Raw genomic sequence first — 15,538 nt, 5'->3', positions numbered from 1 at the left:
TGGCCCATCAGGCCAACTCCGCCATCCGGTCGATCTGCTCGCGCAGTTCGTTGGCCTGCTGGCTCCAGTAGGACGGGCTAGCGAACCAGGGGAAGGCGATGGGGAAGGCGGGGTCCTCCCAGCGTTCGGCGATCCAGGCGCTGTGGTGGATCATCCGCAGGGTGCGCAGCGGCTCGATGAGCAGCAGCTCGCGGTCATCGAAGTCCATGAAGTCGCGGTAGCCGTCGAGCAGATGGTCCTGCGCGGCCGCCACGGCCGCACGCTCGCCAGGCAGCAGCATCCACAGGTCCTGGACGGCGGGGCCCGTGGCGCAGTCGTCCAGATCCACCAGGTTCGGGCCGCTGAAGGCCCCTTCCTCGCGCCACAGCACATTCCCGGGGTGGCAGTCGCCGTGCAGGCGCAGCAGCCGGGCCGGTGAATGACGGTCCATCACGGCGTCCACCAGCGCCAGAGCCTGGGCGCTCAGCCGCACCCAGGCGTGGTCGATCTCGGGATCGACCCGCCGACTGTCGATCAGGCGTTGGCGAGGCGCGTGCCCGAGCGTCGCGCTGTCGATGCGGCGACGGTGCACAAAGCGGTCGCGCGCACCGATCACATGGAGCCGGCCCAGCAGCCGGCCCAGCCGGCGCAGCACCTCCGGGTCTTCCAGTTCCGGCGCGCGACCCACGCGCCGCTCACTCACCGAGAAGCGGAAGTCCTGGCCCTCATCGGTCGTGACATGGGCCAGCGTGGGGGTGGCAGGGGAGAGCTGCAGCGGACCCGTGCTGTCCAGCGGATGCAGCACCAGCGGCGGCACCACGGGCAGATCCGCCTGCGCCAACTCCGCGGCGAAGGCGTGCTCCTCGGCGATCTGGGCATCGGTCCAGCGGCCGGGGCGGTAGAACTTGGTCACCACCACCCGGCCATCGTCCAGGTGGGCCTGCCAGACACGGTTCTCGTAGGAGTTCAGCTGCAGCAACCGGCCATCGGGCGGCAGGCCGGCCAGATGCAGGGCTTGCAGGACGGTCGCCGGATCGAGTCCGGCAAAGGGTGGCGAAGCGGGCATCGGCGCATGGTACGCCGCGCCCGCCGGCGAACTCACTCGGCGATGGCCGACTCGCGTTCGTCCGACAGCTTGCGCGGGGGCCAGGCCAGATCGGCGCCCATCCACGAACTCAGCAGTTGCATGAACTGGGCCTGGCTCTTGACGCTGTAGTCGAACTCGGCGGCTTGGTCCGACATCAGGGCTTCCAGGCGGGTGCCGAAGCTCTCCGGCGGCAGCTTGAGACGAGCTTCGGAATCCGAGCCTTCGCGCTCCACCGTGGCGCCGGCCTTGCGCGCGATGCGCAGCATGGCGGTGTTCTCGGTCAGGGCGTGGATGATCATCGTGTCCACCCCGCGGATGCGGGCTCGCAGCACGGCGTGGTCAAACAGCCGGGCGCCATAGCCTCGGCCGCGGGCATGGGCGGCCACCGAGACACCGAACTCCGCCAGGTTCGAGTCTGTGCCACCCTCGGCCAGATAGGCCACATGGGTCATCGCGATCAACTCGAGCTTCCAGTTGAACACCCCGGCGATGTCGTCGCGCAAGAAGTTCAGCGACGCGACATAACGCGCGATCTGGGTGTCGCTGGCGGCGTAGCCGAAGCGCAGGTAGCGATCCGACGGCGACAGCGCCAGCAGGTGTGCGAGCACATCGGGCCGGTTGGCCTCGCTCAGTCCGCGGATGGGGATCCAGCGGTTGCGGACGGCGGTGCGGGGGGAGGGCAGGGTGTTCAGGGTTTGCATGGCCATCTTCAGGCGTGACAGGCCTGTGTCAGGTCTAGGGTTTACCCGGACTGTACAGGGTTTCCACGGATTCTGCAGTGCAGTCTGCACGGCTTCTGCCGCTTCAATGACTTGTTTGGCCCGGCCGGGTTGGGCTATACTTTCCGGCTTTCCCGTTATCGGCGGGGAGAGTGGCGCCTGTTTCGAACACCATCCAGCATGGCTTCGACCCGGGTTGCACGGTGGGTCTGAGAGGCTGCCGGGAACGTCGCTGCGAGGCGGTTCCTTTTCCAAGCAGTGCCGAAGACACGTCGCGTGGCCACTCGCACAGCCGTTTCTCCTGTTCTCTGAGACTCTCATGAAGACCTTCAGCGCCAAGCCGGCCGAGGTGGTCCACGAGTGGTTTGTGATTGACGCCACCGACAAGGTGCTCGGACGTGTTGCCAGCGAAGTGGCACTCCGTTTGCGCGGCAAGCACAAGGCCATCTACACCCCTCACGTGGATACCGGCGATTTCATCGTCATCGTCAATGCAGACAAGCTGCGTGTGACGGGCAACAAAGCCAACGACAAGGTGTACTACCGTCACTCCGGCTTCCCGGGTGGCATCTACGGCACCAAGTTCAAGGACATGCAAGCCAAGCATCCGGGCCGCGCCCTGGAAAAGGCCGTCAAGGGCATGCTGCCCAAGGGTCCGCTGGGCTACGCGATGATCAAGAAGCTGAAGGTGTATGCGGGCGACACGCATCCGCACACCGCCCAGCAGCCCAAAGCGCTGGAAATCTAAGGAGCGGTGATGATCGGTAATTGGAACTATGGCACCGGCCGTCGCAAGTCGTCGGTGGCCCGCGTTTTTCTGAAGAAGGGCACCGGCCAGATCGTCGTCAACGGCAAGCCCGTGGGCGAGTACTTCGGCCGTCAGACCTCCATCATGGTGGTCAAGCAGCCCCTGGTGCTGACCGAGAACGTCGAAGCTTTCGACATCAAGGTCAACGTCGCAGGTGGCGGTGAATCCGGCCAGGCCGGCGCCGTGCGCCATGGCATCACCCGTGCCCTGATCGACTACGACGCAGCCCTCAAGCCCGCGCTGAGCAGCGCCGGCTTCGTGACCCGCGACGCCCGTGAAGTCGAGCGTAAGAAGGTCGGTCTGCACGGCGCCCGTCGCAGGAAGCAGTTCAGCAAGCGCTGATCGATCCCCTGGTGGCTGCGCCCGGCGTGGCCACCCTGGATCAAAAGGCCGTTCCAGCCTGTGCGTTGGGCGGCCTTTGTCGTTTCTGGTGGGCCGCGAGTGCGTGGCCCACCAGAAACGGCCAAACCCGCGCCCCTGGCAAGGACATGGGCCGGCATGGGAACATGCAGGCCTGCGCCTTGAAAGCCGCCGCGGCGCCACCACCTGTTCGGTGCCGCGCCGCCGGGTGGCCGGGGCGCCCGCATCACCTCGAAGGACATCCGAATGACCGCCGTCGCCGAGACCCAAGCCCTTGCCAGCACCGAGATGCCGGCCCCCATCATCTTCACCGACAGCGCCGCGGCCAAGGTGGCCGATCTGGTGGCCGAGGAAGGCAACCCGGACCTGAAGCTGCGCGTGTTCGTGCAGGGCGGCGGCTGCTCGGGCTTCCAGTACGGTTTCACTTTCGATGAGATCGTCAATGAGGACGACACGGAGATGAGCAAGAACGGCGTGACCCTGCTGATCGACGCCATGAGCCTGCAATACCTGGTTGGTGCCGAGATCGACTACAAGGAAGACCTGCAAGGCTCGCAGTTCGTGATCAAGAACCCGAACGCCAGCACCACCTGCGGCTGCGGTTCGAGCTTCTCGGTCTGAGCGCCGGCTGCACTTTCGCGCCACAACAGGCCGCCTTCGGGCGGCCTGTGTCGTTTCAGGCGGGATGCAGCGCGCCCAGCACCCGCAGGCCCCGGGCACCCGTGACCTCGGGCCGGTTGCCCGGTTGCCGGTGCAGGAAAGCCCAGGCCAGCCAGGCGAAGGCGGTGGCTTCCACCTGCAGTGGTGGCAGGCCGGCCGCGTCGGTGCTGGCCACGCGCACCTGCGGCAGCAGGGCTTGCAGGCGGTGCATCAGGTCGCGGTTCAGGGCGCCGCCGCCGCAGCAGAGCAGCGTGGCGGTGTCGGGTGCCTGGGTGCGCAGGGCGTCGGCGGCACAGCGGGCCGTGAATTCGGCCAGCGTCGCCTGCACATCCTGCGGCCTCAGTTCGGCCGTCAGACGGGGCATCAGCCAGGCCGGATTGAACAGGTCGCGACCGGTGCTCTTCGGAGGCGCGACGCGCAGAAAGGGTTCGTCGAGCAGGCGTTCCAGCAGCGCCTCGTCCACCTGGCCGCCAGCGCTCCACCGCCCGTCCGCGTCGTAGGCCAGCCCTTGTTCGCGCTGGATCCAGAAGTCCAGCAGGGCGTTGCCGGGGCCGCAGTCGAAGCCGCGCACCGGGGCGGCGTCGCCCGCGGCAGGCAGCAGGGTCAGGTTGGCCATGCCGCCCAGGTTGAGGGCGGCCGCGGCGGTGGTCTGGCCGCCGAAGACCATGGCGTGGAAGGCCGGCACCAGCGGCGCGCCCTGGCCGCCCGCCGCCACGTCACGGCTGCGGAAGTCGCTCACCACGTCGATGCCGCAGCGCTCGGCCAGCAGGGCGGGCTGGTTGAGCTGCAGCGTGTAACCGGTGCCGTCGAACTCGCCGGGCCGGTGGCGCACCGTCTGGCCGTGCGAGCCCACGGCCCGCACCGCCTGCGCCGGCACGTCGCCGATCGTCAGCAGCTCGCTCACCACGTTGGACTGCACCTCGGCCAGGGCATTGCCCGCCAGGGCGCCGCGGTGCAGTTCATCGTGCCCACTCTGGTTGAGCGCGAGCAGCTCGTCGCGCAGCACCGTGGGGAACGGGCGGTGGGCGTGGGCCAGCACGGTGGGGCGCCCCTGCCCGTCGAAGCGGGCCAGCACCCCATCGACGCCGTCCAGCGAGGTGCCGGACATCAGGCCGATCAGCAGCTCGGACGTGCCCATCGGCCCGTTCAGGCGTTCACTCGAAGCGACCGGGCATGCCGCCCAGGTCGGTGGCCAGGTCCAGTTCGGACTTGAGGGTCTGGGCCAGCTGGGCGAAGCGACCGCGCTGCGCGCCATCCAGGCGGAGGGTTTCGGAGGCCTTGGCCACCGCCACCGGGTCCTTCTGCTCGCCGTGCAGGCGGAACTCGAAGTGCAGGTGCGGGCCGGTGGCCCAGCCGGTCATGCCGACGTTGCCGATGGCGTCGCCCGCGCTGACATGCTGGCCCTTGCGCACGCCGATGCGGCTCAGGTGGGCGTACACCGTCATGCGGTCGCCCGAGTGCTGGACCATGATGACGTTGCCGTAGCCGTTCTGCACGCCGGCGAAGGACACCACGCCATCACCCACCGTGCGCACCGCAGTGCCGATGGGGGCCGCGTAGTCCACGCCCAGGTGCTTCTTCCAGATGCCCAGGATGGGGTGGAAGCGCATGGCGAAGCCGGAGCTCACCCGCGAGAAGGCCACCGGACTGGAGATGAAGGCGCGACGCTTGCTCTCGCCGTTGAAGTCGAAATAGCCGCCCTTGCCGACACCGGCATACCAGAGGGCCTGGCGGGCCTGGCCGGCATTGACGAACTCGGCGGCCAGCACCTTGCCGCTGCCCTGGCTCCAGGGCACGGCTTCGCCGTCGGCGGTCAGGGTTTCGAAGACCACGCGGAAGGTGTCGCCCTTGCGCAGGTCGCGGCGGAAGTCGATGTCGTTGCCGAAGATTTCGGCCAGCTGGGTGGCCACGGCATCGGGCAGGCCGGCCGCGTCGGTGGCGGCGAACAGCGAACTCTGGATGGTGCCGCTGGCCAGGCGCGGGGTTGACTCGAGCTGCGCCTGCTCCAGGTGGGAGACGTAGCGGCCATCGTCCTGCCGCTCCACCCGCAGGCGGGCGAAACGGGGGCGCCCGTTCTCGTCATCGGCGGTGGGAAAGCGGGCCACCAGTTCGGTCAGTCGGCCATCGGCGTCCTTGCCGACGGTCACCATCTTGCCCGCGCCACCCTCGAACAACCGGCGACCGATCGGGTCGTTGCGGATCCAGGCGGCAGCGGTGGCGTCTACCACGCCCAGCCGGCGCAGCAGGGTGTCGGCGGTGTCCGCAGGGCGGGTCGTTTCGGTGCGGTGCAACACCAGCGGGGCGCCGGCCAGGGCTTCGAGCTGCGGCGCGATGGCTTCGGGCGTCACGTCCTCGACGATCTGGCGGCGGGGCAACTGGGCTGCATCCGGAGCCAGCGGCGCAATGCCGAAGGCGGTGACGCCGGTGCCAGCGACCAGGGCCAGCACGGCGGCGGCCACGGCGCGGGGGTGTTGTCGGAGGGAGTGGGAGGCCGAGGCGAGGGCGCTTTGCAGCGAGGCCAACGGAAAACGGGAAAACGGGCCCAACAAGCTCAAGGTTCTGCCGGGGCGGGGCCCCGTCCGGAAAGTCAGCGATGTGGTCAGGCGGTGGGTGGCGCTGCTCCCTGAAGCGGCATCAACCCCGTGGCCTGATACGAACCAGCCTGCGCGGACGACGCCGTCCTGGCGCAGGCTGGGGCGACCTCTCCGGCACTCTGTGGACTCCCTCGTAGAATCGGGCGTTTTGCGCCCGGGCTTGGCCACGATGCCGGTCAGCAACCGATCGGTCGAGTATAGCAAGCCGACCTGTGTCCCAAGGGCGATTCACCCCGCTTTGAACCCACCATGTCCGACCTTGATGCAGCCCAGGCCCCGGCCGGCGCCGTGCCCTCCGATCTCCCCTTGAGCGACCGCGTGCAGGAGGCCCTGGCCATCAGCCTGCGCGGCTGCGCCGAGCTGCTGCCGCAGGCCGACTGGGTGAAGAAGCTCCAGCGCTGGGAGGCCACGGGCGTGCCGCTGCGCATCAAGTTCGGCATGGACCCGACCGCGCCGGACCTGCACCTGGGCCACACGGTGGTGCTCAACAAGATGCGCCAGCTGCAGGACCTCGGCCTGGCGGTGATTCCGTTGATCGGCGACTTCACCACCACCATCGGTGACCCGTCGGGCCGCAACAGCACCCGCCCGCCGCTCACCCGCGAGCAGATCGAGGCCAACGCCAAGACCTACTTCGAGCAGATCCGTCTGGTGGTGGACATGGACCGGGCCGAGGTGCGTTGGAACAGCGAGTGGTGCGACCCGCTGGGCGCGCGCGGCATGATCCAGCTGGCGGCCAAGTACACCGTGGCCCGCATGCTCGAGCGCGAGGACTTCACCAAGCGCTTCCAGAGCGGCACCGCCATCTCGGTGCACGAGTTCCTCTACCCGCTGATGCAGGGTTACGACTCGGTGGCGCTCAAGAGCGACCTGGAGCTGGGCGGCACCGACCAGAAGTTCAACCTGCTGATGGGGCGCCACCTGCAGGCCGAGTACGGCCAGGAGCCGCAGTGCATCCTGACCATGCCGCTGCTCGAAGGCCTGGACGGCGTGGACAAGATGTCCAAGTCCAAGGGCAACTACATCGGCATCACCGAGCCGGCCAACACCATGTTCGCCAAGGTCATGTCGGTCAGCGACGAGCTGATGTGGCGCTGGTACACCCTGCTGTCCTTCCGCTCGGAGGCCGAGATCGCCGCGCTGAAGGCCGAGGTCGAGGGCGGGCGCAACCCGCGCGACGCCAAGGTGGCCCTGGCCAAGGAGATCACCGCGCGCTTCCACAGCGCCGCCGCAGCCGAGGCTGCCGAGCAGGACTTCGTCAACCGCAGCAAGGGCGGCATCCCGGACGACATCCCCGAGGTGGCACTCAGCGGTGCCCCGATGGCCATTGGCGCGCTGCTGAAGGCCGCCAACCTGGTGGCCAGCGGCAGCGAAGGCCTGCGCATGGTGGAGCAGGGTGGTGTGCGCATCGACGGCACGGTGGTCAGCGACAAGGGCCTCAAGGTCGAGGCCGCCACCTTCGTGCTGCAGGTGGGCAAGCGCAAGTTCGCCCGCGTGACCCTGGGCTGAGGCCGGTTAACCTTGCGGCCTGCCGCCCGGCGGGTCCGGGCCTTTGGCTCCTGAAAGGAATCTTTCCATGATGCGTCTGTCGTTTGCCGCCGGTGCCCTGGCACTGTCCCTGTCTTCCCTGGCCCTGGCGGCCGACCCGGCCCCCGCCGCGCCGGTCACCACCGCCAGCGGCCTGGTCTTCCAGGACATCAAGGTCGGCACCGGCCTGTCGCCCAAGGCCACCGACACGGTGAAGGTGAACTACCGCGGCACGCTGGCCGACGGCACCGAGTTCGACAGCTCCTACCGCCGCGGCCAGCCGGCCGAGTTCCCGCTCAACCGCGTGATCCCCTGCTGGACCGAGGGCCTGCAGCGCATGAAGGCCGGCGGCAAGGCCAAGCTGACCTGCCCGCCGGCCATCGCCTACGGCAGCCGTGGCGCGGGTGGCGTGATCCCGCCCAATGCCACGCTGACCTTCGAGGTCGAGCTGGTGGCCATCACCAACTTCTGACGGACTGACCATGCTGGCGGTGATCCAGCGGGTGCGTGGCGCCCGGGTGGAGGTGGCTGGCCGGGTCACCGGGGCCATCGAACAGGGCTTGCTGGTGCTGGTCTGCGCCGAGCCCGAGGACACGCCGGCCCAGGCCGACAAGCTGCTGGACAAGCTGCTCAAGCTGCGCATCTTCAGCGACGACGCCGGCAAGATGAACCGCAGCGTGCAGGATCTGGACGGTGCCGGCACTCCCGGCGGCCTGCTGCTCGTCTCGCAGTTCACGCTGGCGGCCGACACCCGGGGCGGCAACCGGCCCAGCTTCACCGGCGCGGCGCCTGCGGCGCTGGGCCAGGCCCTGTATGACCACCTGGTGGCCCAGGCCCGGGTGCGTCACCCGCAGGTGGCCACCGGCGAGTTTGGCGCCGACATGCAGGTGCACCTGGTCAACGACGGCCCGGTCACCATCCCGATGACCGTGCGCTGAGCGCGGCGCCCCCGTCTTCCGAGAGGTCTCCCATGGTTTCCATCGTCCGATTCGACGTGCCGGCCCAGGCGCCGGTGATCGACCAGCCGCGCGAGGAACGCCGCGAGGTGGGCGCCCCGCTGCGCTCGACCTGGACGCTGTATGAAAGCGGCCCCGAGGGCCTGTGCGCCGGCATCTGGGACTGCGAGCCCGGCCGCTGGCGCATCGAATTCGGCCCGGCCGAGCACGAGTACTTCCACGTCATCGAGGGCCAGGCCCGGCTGCACGGCGAGGACGGCACGGTGACCGACATCGGCCCGGGCCAGGCGGTGATGATCCCGCCGAACTTCCGCGGCTCCTTCGAGGTCCTGCAGACGCTGCGCAAGCACTTCGTGATCGTCGAGAAGTGATCACTCCTCGTCGGCGGCGGCCGACAGGCGTTTCTTCACCTCGGCCAGCAGGTCGCGCAGTTGGGCGCTGTCGCGCAGGCTGCGGGGCTGCCATTCGGGCGTGCGGGCCAGCCGCCGGGCCAGCGCCAGGTTCAGGGTCGCGCCGTCGGGCGAGATGGCCACGTCCTTCAGCAGGGCCTGGCCCTGGCGCTCGAAGCGTCCCTCGCGTTCGTTCAGGCCCAGCGCACGCAGTTCGCGACGCAGGCGCTGCAGGGCCTCGTCCGGGCGGAAGGCCGGGGGCTTGAGGAAGTCGGGGTTGAGGTCGAAATCGTCCATGACGCGATCATGCCCTCAGCGGCCTGCGGCCTCCAGGATCTTGCCGGCCAGGGCTTCGTAATCGCCGCCGAAGTGGTGTCCGCCGGTCAGTGGCAGGCGCCGGGCCTGGGCCGGGCTGAGCTCGGGGCACAGCGAGTCCTTTTCGTTCTCGCCATAGACGCACAGCGTGTTGCTGGCCGAGAGCTTGCGGGCCTCGGGGGCGATGGGCCTGTCGCCGCTGGGCCCGATCCAGTTGCTGACATGGAACTCGAACGAGGCCTTCTGCCCCGGCCCCAGCAGGGCCGCCAGCTGGACCCGGGCCCGGGTGCCGGCGGGCAGGCGGTTGAGCGCAAAGGGCAGCACATCCGCCCCTTGCGAGTAGCCGATCAGGATGACCTTGCTGCGGCCCCAGCGGGCGGCGTAGTAGCGGATCACTCGGTCCAGGTCGGTGGCCAGGCCTTCGGGGGTGCGCTCGCTCCAGAAGTAGCGCAGCGAATCCAGCCCGGCCACCGGCACGCCTTGGGCCACCAGGGCCTTGGCAATGCCCTTGTCGATGCTGGCCCAGCCGCCGTCGCCGGAGATGAGCACCGCGAAGGTGGTCTGGCCGCGTCCGGCCGGGGGCGTGCCGGCACCGTCGTCGGACGTGGGCACCTCGACCAGCGGCAGGTCGGACAGCTGGCTGGGGGGCGGCCCCAGCGGCACCTGCCTGACGGCCAGGGCCGCCCAGGCGGCATCGAAGCCCGCGGGCAGACCATTGCCGGCCGCAGGCCCACCAGCGCCCAGCCATTTGGCCTGCGGCACTTTCTGCACGAAGGCCTGGGCCTGGGCGCTGGTGCAGCCCTCCTCCCCGCCGCCCAGGGCCATCCAGTGGCTGGCCAGCGCGGCCGGGGCGGGCTGCAGGTCCACCCCGGGGCCGTCGGCCGCGGTCTGCCATTTCAGGGTTGGGCCCCCGCACATCGGCGGGTCCAGCGGCAGGCGCGGGCAGAAGCCCAGAGACAGGCCACCGGCAAAGGTGCCTGCGGGCGTCTGGGCCAGGGTGGCGTAGGTGACCGCTGCCGCGGGTCCCGTGCCCACCAGCAGGGGCAGCAGGTAGGCGGGCAGCCGGTCCTGGGCCTGGATGCTGCGCGAGAGGTTCTCGAAGGCGCCGCCCGGGTAGGTGCACTTGCCATCCTGGGCCGCCAGGCGCTTGTAGAACGGGGGCAGTGGCACGCTGGCCACCATGGCGCCAGCGGCCACCATCCGGTCGGCCAGGGCCTGCCCGGCGGGGCTGGGGCCCTCGGCCTGGTTCTGCAGCAGCAGCACGAACTGCTGGGGGGGGCCTTCAGGGCGCTGCACCCGCACATTGTTGAACAGGCCATGCGCAACCGTCTGCGGTGGCGGCGCCGCGAAGGCGCCGCCACCGCACAGGAGCAGGCCAGCGGCACACAGGGCCGATCGGCCGGGGGAAGAGAATCGCAATGGGTTCGGGAACATCAGGCGTCGGTCTCGTCGGGGTGGCCGCCAATCAGTCCTGCGATGTCGGCCAGTGCGAACACGGGGGCCAGCCCGCCTGGCGTGGCCAGGTAGCGGGCTTCCCAGCTGGGTTCGAACTTGTCCTTGAAGCTGCGCAGACCGCGGAAGCGGTAGAAGCGGTCCCCGTACTTGTACAGCAGACGGCCCAGCCGTTGCCAGCGCGGTGCCTGGCGCCGCTCGGCCATGCCAGCCAGCGGTGACATGCCCAGGCCGAACCACTGGTAGCCCTCGGCCTGCAGATAGAGCATGACCTTGGCGAAGAGAAAGTCCATGGTGCCGGGCGGCGCCTCGGGGCCGTGGCGCATCAGGTCCACACTGGCCTCCTCGCGGCAGGCCGTCACCTGCAGGTTGGCGAAAGCCACCAGCCGGCCATGCTGGCGCACCAGGGCCACGGGCAGCTGGCGCAGGTAGACCGGATCGAAGCGGCCGACCGAAAAGCCTTTTTCACGGCCCTGCTGCGCCTGCAGCCAGGCGTCGGAAATGGACTTCAGCTCGGGCAGCAGAGCGGGTACGGCGTCGGCCGGGACCACTTCGAAGCTCAGCCCTTCGCGTTCGCCGCGGTTCACGCCGGCGCGCAGATTGGCCCGCTTGCCGCCCTTGAGGCTGAAGTCCGGCAGGCTGACCTGGGCGTACTCGCCGAGCTTGATGGCCTGCAGTCCGCAGTCCAGGTACAGCGGCAGGTGGGCCGGGCGCACCTGGTAGAACGCCGGCCGGCCCCCATGGGCATGGGCCAGTTCGATGAACTGCCAGACCAGGTCGGCCCATTCCCGGCGCTCGCCAAAGGGCCCGAACAGCGACACCCAGGTGCGCCCCTGGCGCCCGTACATCAGGAAGCTGCGACCGGTGGGCGAGAACAGCAGGTGCTTGTCGCCCATCAGCAGGTAGCAGCCTTCCGCCCGCAGGCCGGCCTGCACCATGGCGGCCGCCCGCGCCAGTTCTTCCGGCGTGGGGGGCGTGAGCGTGCTGGCGCGGGGCCGCAGCAGCTGCCACAGCCCCAGCGCCAGCGACAGCAGGGCGATCGCGGTCAGGGCGCGCAGCGAGCGCGGTGCCTGGCCGTCCAGCTCGAACTGCCACCACAGGTGGTTGCTGTAGGCCACCTGCTTGTAGGCGAAGAACAGGATCCACAGACTGGCCAGCAGCACGCCGGCCAGGCCCAGCAGCCATTCGGGCTCCAGGTGCTGGGCGAACAGCGAGGAGGGCCGGTCGAACTGGCGGCGCGAGACCACCAGCAGCACCGCCAGCGTGATGAGCAGGGCCGCCTCGTTCAGCGCGATGCCCTTGGGCCAGGCCAGCACCGCCGCCATCAGCGAGAGCCCCAGGGCGGCCCACCAGGCCGCGTCCAGCCGGTGCAGCAGCCCGCGGGCCACCACCAGCAGGCCCAGGCCGGCCACGCTGCCCAGGAAGTGCGAGGCCTCGATCAGCGGCAGGGGCACGTTCAGCGCGGCCAGCACTTCGCGGGCGTCGCGGGTGAAGGGCGTCACGCCGGAGACCACCAGCCAGAGGCCGGCCACCAGGGTCAGCGCGGCCAGCAGACGCGGGCTTTGCCGCACCGCCGCCCGGCCCATCGGGGCCATGGCTGCCGGGCGCAGTTCGTAGGCCACCAGCAGGCCGCTGGCCAGCACCAGGGGCAGCACGTAGTACAGGCCACGGTAGAGCAGCAGCGCGCCCAGCAGCTGGGCCGTGGGCAGGTGCGGGCCGGCGGCCAGCAGCATCACCGCCTCGAACACGCCCACGCCCCCGGGCACATGGCTGACCAGGGCGGCCGAGATGGCCACTGCGTAGAGCGCCAGGAAGCTCAGCAGGGGCAGCGGGTTCTCGGGCAGCAGGCACCACAGGGCCAGGCCCGAGGCGCTCAGCTCCACCGCCGAGATGGCCAGCTGGGCCAGGGCCAGGCCGGCCGGCGGCAGGCGCAGGCCCACATGCCAGCGTCGCCCCGGGCCCCAGCGCCAGGCCAGCACCCGCTGGCGGTGGCACAGCCCCACAAAGGCCGCCAGGGCCAGCAGCAGGGCCACGGCCAGACCCTGCAGGCTGCCGGCCGACAGGTGCAGCAGGGGGGCGATGGTGGGGGCGCCCCAGAGCAAGCCCAGGGCGCCGAAGGCCAGCATGCCCAGCAGGAAGGCCACAGTGTTGAAGCCGATCACCCGTGCGATCTGGCCAGGCTCCAGCCCGGCCTGGGTGTACAGCCGCATGCGCACCGCGCCACCGGACAGCGGGCCCAGGCCGATGGTGTTGGACAGCGCGTAGGCCACGAAGGCCGTGAGGGCCACCGTGCCCCGCGGCACCCGGGCGCCAATGTAGCGCAGGGCCGAGGCGTCGTACTGGGTGAGGGTGGCGTAGCTGATGGCCGTGGCCAGCAGCGACCACAGCAGCCAGGGCCCCGGGGTCTGGCGCACGGCGGCCATCACTTGGCCGTAGCGCACCTCCTGCAGCAGGTGGGCCAGCGCCGTGCCCACCAGGGCGGTCAGCAGCAGGCCCAGGCCCGCCAGAAGCCAGGGGCGCCAACGCTGCCAGCCATGGCCCCAGCGCGCCAGTGGCACAGGGGCGTCGTCGCAGGGCTCCGGAGCAAGTGAGGCCACGCTGGCTGGGGTCATGGAAGTGAGGCACCGGTTTTACCCCAAGTCACGTCAGGCTGCCGGGAGCGGGTTGCCAGTCTTCGGCGGCTGGCGCACCATCGACCAACACACCACAAAGGGACGAGGACGATGATGACCCCCAACCGACGTGACTGCGGCCGCTGGGCCCTGGGCGGCTTGCTGAGTGTGGCTGCCGGCCTGCCGGCCCGGGCTGCGCTGTTCAGCCCGGCCGACGCCAGCCTGGGCGTCAAGACCGCGCTGGAGCGGGGGGCGGGCAGCGCCGTGGCGCTGCTGGGCCGGCCGGACGGCTTCCTGGGCAACCCCCAAGTGCGCATTCCGCTGCCCGGGGCCCTGAAGGAGGCGGCGCAGATGCTCAAGTTCACCGGCCAGCAGAGGCGGGTGGACGATCTGGTCACCGCGATGAACCGGGCGGCCGAGGCGGCGGTGCCGGAGGCCAAGACCCTGCTGATGCAGGCGGTCAAGACCATGTCGGTGGACGACGCGGTGGGCATCGTCCAGGGCGGCGACACGTCCGTGACCGACTTCTTCGCCAAGAAGACGCGGGCGCCGCTGACCGAGCGCTTCCTGCCCATCGTCACCCAGGAAACCGAGAAGGTGGACCTGGCCAGCAAGTACAACGCCGTGGCGGGCAAGGCCAGCAGCTTCGGTCTGGTGGCCAAGGAAGACGCCAACATCCAGCAGTACGTCACCCGCAAGGCGCTGGACGGGCTCTACCTGATGATCGGCGAGGAAGAGAAGAAGATCCGCCGCGATCCGGTGGGCACCGGCAGCGCGATCCTGCAGAAGGTCTTCGGCTGAAGGCCGGCCGGGCCGGGGCTGTCCCCCGGCCCAGCCCATCACAGCGCCGCGCGGAAGATCGCGCAGACCTCGTCGAAGGTCGGCTGCACCGGGTTGGTCAGGCCGCAGGCGTCCTTCATGGCGTTGGTGGCCAGGATGGGAATGTCGGCCTCCTTGGCGCCCAGGCTGCCCACGCCGGCCGGGATGCCCACGTCGGCGCTGAGCTGGCGGATGGCCGTCAGGCAGGCCTGGGCCGCCTGGGCTTCGGTGAGCAGCGCGGTGTCCACCCCCATGGCCCGGGCCACATCGCCCAGCCGGCCGGCGGCCACGCGGGCGTTGAAGGCCTGCACATGGGGCAGCAGGATGGCGTTGCACACGCCGTGCGGCAGGTCGTAGAAGCCGCCCAGCTGGTGGGCCATGGCATGCACATAGCCCAGCGAGGCGTTGTTGAAGGCCATGCCGGCCAGGAACTGGGCATAGGCCATGGCCTCACGCGCGGCCGCATCCTGGCCGTGCGCCACGGCCGTGCGCAGGTGTTGGCTGATCAGCGTGACGGCCTTGAGGGCGCAGGCGTCGGTGATCGGGTTGGCGGCGGTGGAGACATAGGCCTCGATCGCGTGCGTGAGCGCGTCCATGCCGGTGGCGGCGGTCAGGCTGGCGGGCATGCCCATCATCAACTCGGGGTCGTTGACGGACAGCACCGGCGTGGTGTGCTTGTCCACGATGGCCATCTTCACGTGCCGGCTGTCGTCGGTGATGATGCAGAAGCGCGTCATCTCGCTGGCCGTGCCAGCGGTGGTGTTGATGGCCACCAGTGGCAGCTGCGGCTTGGCGGACTTGTCCAGGCCCTCGTAGTCGGTGATGCGGCCGCCGTTGGCCGCCACCAGGGCGATGCCCTTGGCGCAGTCGTGCGGCGAGCCGCCACCCAGCGAGATCACGAAGTCGCAGGCGTTGGCCTTGAGCAGGGCCAGGCCGGCCTCCACATTGGCCACATTGGGGTTGGGCTTGACGCCATCGAACACCACCGAGGTGACGCCGTGCGCGCCCAGCAGCTCGGTCACCTTCGCCACCAGGCCGGTGCGCACCAGCGGGCCGTCCGTCACCACCAGGGCCTTGCGCCAGCCTTTGGACTGGATGTCGGCGGCGGCGTCCTTCAGGCAGCCGGCGCCCATCAGGTTGACGCTGGGAATGAAGAAGGTGGTGGTGCTCATGGCAGATTCCTCGCAACGGGGTTGGACGCCGACCGGTCCCGTGTGGGGGCCGGCCGGCGGGATGGCGAGCAGTCTGCGAGCGGGGTGCC

General features: G+C 70.0%; 16 protein-coding genes. 8 read left to right on the top strand and 8 right to left on the bottom strand.

The window, feature by feature from the left end:
• Positions 1-7 precede the first annotated feature (7 nt).
• Both M0L44_RS09570 and M0L44_RS09565 read right to left on the bottom strand, forming a co-directional pair.
• On the bottom strand, positions 8-1,045 hold the full coding sequence (locus M0L44_RS09570) for a serine/threonine protein kinase (RefSeq protein WP_252769497.1): 1,038 nt from the start codon (positions 1,043-1,045) through the stop codon (positions 8-10).
• Positions 1,046-1,077: 32 nt separating this feature from the next.
• Entirely contained in the window at positions 1,078-1,767 is a 690-nt protein-coding gene (locus M0L44_RS09565; RefSeq protein ID WP_252769496.1) for a GNAT family N-acetyltransferase, read from the bottom strand.
• Positions 1,768-2,104: 337 nt separating this feature from the next.
• Here M0L44_RS09565 and rplM point away from each other — a divergent pair, with 337 nt between their 5' ends.
• The 3 genes from rplM (at position 2,105) to erpA (ending at position 3,574) form a co-directional block, all read left to right on the top strand.
• On the top strand, positions 2,105-2,533 hold the full coding sequence (rplM, locus tag M0L44_RS09560; protein WP_022981447.1) for a 50S ribosomal protein L13: 429 nt from the start codon (positions 2,105-2,107) through the stop codon (positions 2,531-2,533).
• Between the two features lie 9 nt (positions 2,534-2,542).
• Positions 2,543-2,935: a 30S ribosomal protein S9 gene (gene rpsI, locus M0L44_RS09555; RefSeq protein WP_252769495.1), complete on the top strand. Its 393-nt coding sequence runs from the start codon at positions 2,543-2,545 to the stop codon at positions 2,933-2,935.
• Between the two features lie 264 nt (positions 2,936-3,199).
• On the top strand, positions 3,200-3,574 hold the full coding sequence (erpA, locus tag M0L44_RS09550; protein ID WP_252769494.1) for an iron-sulfur cluster insertion protein ErpA: 375 nt from the start codon (positions 3,200-3,202) through the stop codon (positions 3,572-3,574).
• A 55-nt stretch (positions 3,575-3,629) separates the two neighbouring features.
• On the opposite strand, the gene M0L44_RS09545 is transcribed toward erpA, so the two are convergent.
• Entirely contained in the window at positions 3,630-4,751 is a 1,122-nt protein-coding gene (locus M0L44_RS09545) for an anhydro-N-acetylmuramic acid kinase (RefSeq protein ID WP_252769493.1), read from the bottom strand.
• 16 nt (positions 4,752-4,767) lie between these two features.
• On the bottom strand, positions 4,768-6,072 hold the full coding sequence (locus M0L44_RS09540; RefSeq protein WP_252769492.1) for a peptidoglycan DD-metalloendopeptidase family protein: 1,305 nt from the start codon (positions 6,070-6,072) through the stop codon (positions 4,768-4,770).
• 384 nt (positions 6,073-6,456) lie between these two features.
• On the opposite strand from M0L44_RS09540, the gene tyrS reads away from it, so the two are divergent.
• From tyrS to M0L44_RS09520, 4 genes are all read left to right on the top strand, one after another.
• Positions 6,457-7,716, top strand: coding sequence for a tyrosine--tRNA ligase (gene tyrS / locus M0L44_RS09535; RefSeq protein ID WP_252769491.1), 1,260 nt, complete (start codon positions 6,457-6,459; stop codon positions 7,714-7,716).
• Positions 7,717-7,786: 70 nt separating this feature from the next.
• Positions 7,787-8,206: an FKBP-type peptidyl-prolyl cis-trans isomerase gene (locus M0L44_RS09530; protein ID WP_252769708.1), complete on the top strand. Its 420-nt coding sequence runs from the start codon at positions 7,787-7,789 to the stop codon at positions 8,204-8,206.
• A 10-nt stretch (positions 8,207-8,216) separates the two neighbouring features.
• Positions 8,217-8,672 (top strand): D-aminoacyl-tRNA deacylase, encoded by a 456-nt coding sequence (gene dtd / locus M0L44_RS09525; protein WP_252769490.1) that lies wholly within the window; start codon positions 8,217-8,219, stop codon positions 8,670-8,672.
• A 32-nt stretch (positions 8,673-8,704) separates the two neighbouring features.
• A complete protein-coding gene (locus M0L44_RS09520; RefSeq protein WP_252769489.1) occupies positions 8,705-9,061 on the top strand; it encodes a cupin domain-containing protein in 357 nt (118 codons plus the stop codon).
• On the opposite strand, the gene M0L44_RS09515 is transcribed toward M0L44_RS09520, so the two are convergent.
• Genes M0L44_RS09515 through mprF form a run of 3 tightly spaced genes read right to left on the bottom strand, consistent with a single transcriptional unit; the run spans position 9,062 to position 13,458 of the window.
• Positions 9,062-9,376 (bottom strand): hypothetical protein, encoded by a 315-nt coding sequence (locus M0L44_RS09515; RefSeq protein ID WP_252769488.1) that lies wholly within the window; start codon positions 9,374-9,376, stop codon positions 9,062-9,064.
• 15 nt (positions 9,377-9,391) lie between these two features.
• Complete coding sequence (locus tag M0L44_RS09510; RefSeq protein ID WP_252769487.1) at positions 9,392-10,813, bottom strand: virulence factor family protein; 1,422 nt, start codon at positions 10,811-10,813, stop codon at positions 9,392-9,394.
• A 14-nt stretch (positions 10,814-10,827) separates the two neighbouring features.
• Positions 10,828-13,458, bottom strand: coding sequence for a bifunctional lysylphosphatidylglycerol flippase/synthetase MprF (mprF, locus tag M0L44_RS09505; RefSeq protein WP_252769486.1), 2,631 nt, complete (start codon positions 13,456-13,458; stop codon positions 10,828-10,830).
• Positions 13,459-13,569: 111 nt separating this feature from the next.
• Here mprF and M0L44_RS09500 point away from each other — a divergent pair, with 111 nt between their 5' ends.
• Entirely contained in the window at positions 13,570-14,259 is a 690-nt protein-coding gene (locus M0L44_RS09500; protein ID WP_435526401.1) for a DUF4197 domain-containing protein, read from the top strand.
• Positions 14,260-14,297: 38 nt separating this feature from the next.
• Here the strand turns inward: M0L44_RS09500 and yiaY are convergent, their stop codons facing one another.
• Complete coding sequence (yiaY, locus tag M0L44_RS09495; protein WP_252769484.1) at positions 14,298-15,449, bottom strand: L-threonine dehydrogenase; 1,152 nt, start codon at positions 15,447-15,449, stop codon at positions 14,298-14,300.
• Positions 15,450-15,538: the final 89 nt, after the last annotated feature.

Source organism: Ideonella oryzae, assembly GCF_024055665.1.
GTDB classification, from domain to species: Bacteria; Pseudomonadota; Gammaproteobacteria; order Burkholderiales; family Burkholderiaceae_C; genus Ideonella; species Ideonella oryzae.
The sequence above is the reverse complement of the archived record's forward strand: the minus strand, read 5'-3'. Positions and strand labels throughout refer to the sequence as shown.

Excerpts from the sequence above, each read along its gene's own strand:
- dtd (WP_252769490.1), top strand. The coding sequence starts at position 8,217 with ATGCTGGCGGTGATCCAGCGGGTGCGTGGCGCCCGGGTGGAGGTGGCT.
- rplM (WP_022981447.1), top strand. The coding sequence starts at position 2,105 with ATGAAGACCTTCAGCGCCAAGCCGGCCGAGGTGGTCCACGAGTGGTTT.
- M0L44_RS09565 (WP_252769496.1), bottom strand. The coding sequence starts at position 1,767 with ATGCAAACCCTGAACACCCTGCCCTCCCCCCGCACCGCCGTCCGCAAC.
- M0L44_RS09530 (WP_252769708.1), top strand. The coding sequence starts at position 7,787 with ATGCGTCTGTCGTTTGCCGCCGGTGCCCTGGCACTGTCCCTGTCTTCC.
- erpA (WP_252769494.1), top strand. The coding sequence starts at position 3,200 with ATGACCGCCGTCGCCGAGACCCAAGCCCTTGCCAGCACCGAGATGCCG.
- rpsI (WP_252769495.1), top strand. The coding sequence starts at position 2,543 with ATGATCGGTAATTGGAACTATGGCACCGGCCGTCGCAAGTCGTCGGTG.
- yiaY (WP_252769484.1), bottom strand. The coding sequence starts at position 15,449 with ATGAGCACCACCACCTTCTTCATTCCCAGCGTCAACCTGATGGGCGCC.
- M0L44_RS09500 (WP_435526401.1), top strand. The coding sequence starts at position 13,570 with ATGATGACCCCCAACCGACGTGACTGCGGCCGCTGGGCCCTGGGCGGC.
- M0L44_RS09570 (WP_252769497.1), bottom strand. The coding sequence starts at position 1,045 with ATGCCCGCTTCGCCACCCTTTGCCGGACTCGATCCGGCGACCGTCCTG.
- tyrS (WP_252769491.1), top strand. The coding sequence starts at position 6,457 with ATGTCCGACCTTGATGCAGCCCAGGCCCCGGCCGGCGCCGTGCCCTCC.
- M0L44_RS09515 (WP_252769488.1), bottom strand. The coding sequence starts at position 9,376 with ATGGACGATTTCGACCTCAACCCCGACTTCCTCAAGCCCCCGGCCTTC.
- mprF (WP_252769486.1), bottom strand. The coding sequence starts at position 13,458 with ATGACCCCAGCCAGCGTGGCCTCACTTGCTCCGGAGCCCTGCGACGAC.
- M0L44_RS09545 (WP_252769493.1), bottom strand. The coding sequence starts at position 4,751 with ATGGGCACGTCCGAGCTGCTGATCGGCCTGATGTCCGGCACCTCGCTG.
- M0L44_RS09520 (WP_252769489.1), top strand. The coding sequence starts at position 8,705 with ATGGTTTCCATCGTCCGATTCGACGTGCCGGCCCAGGCGCCGGTGATC.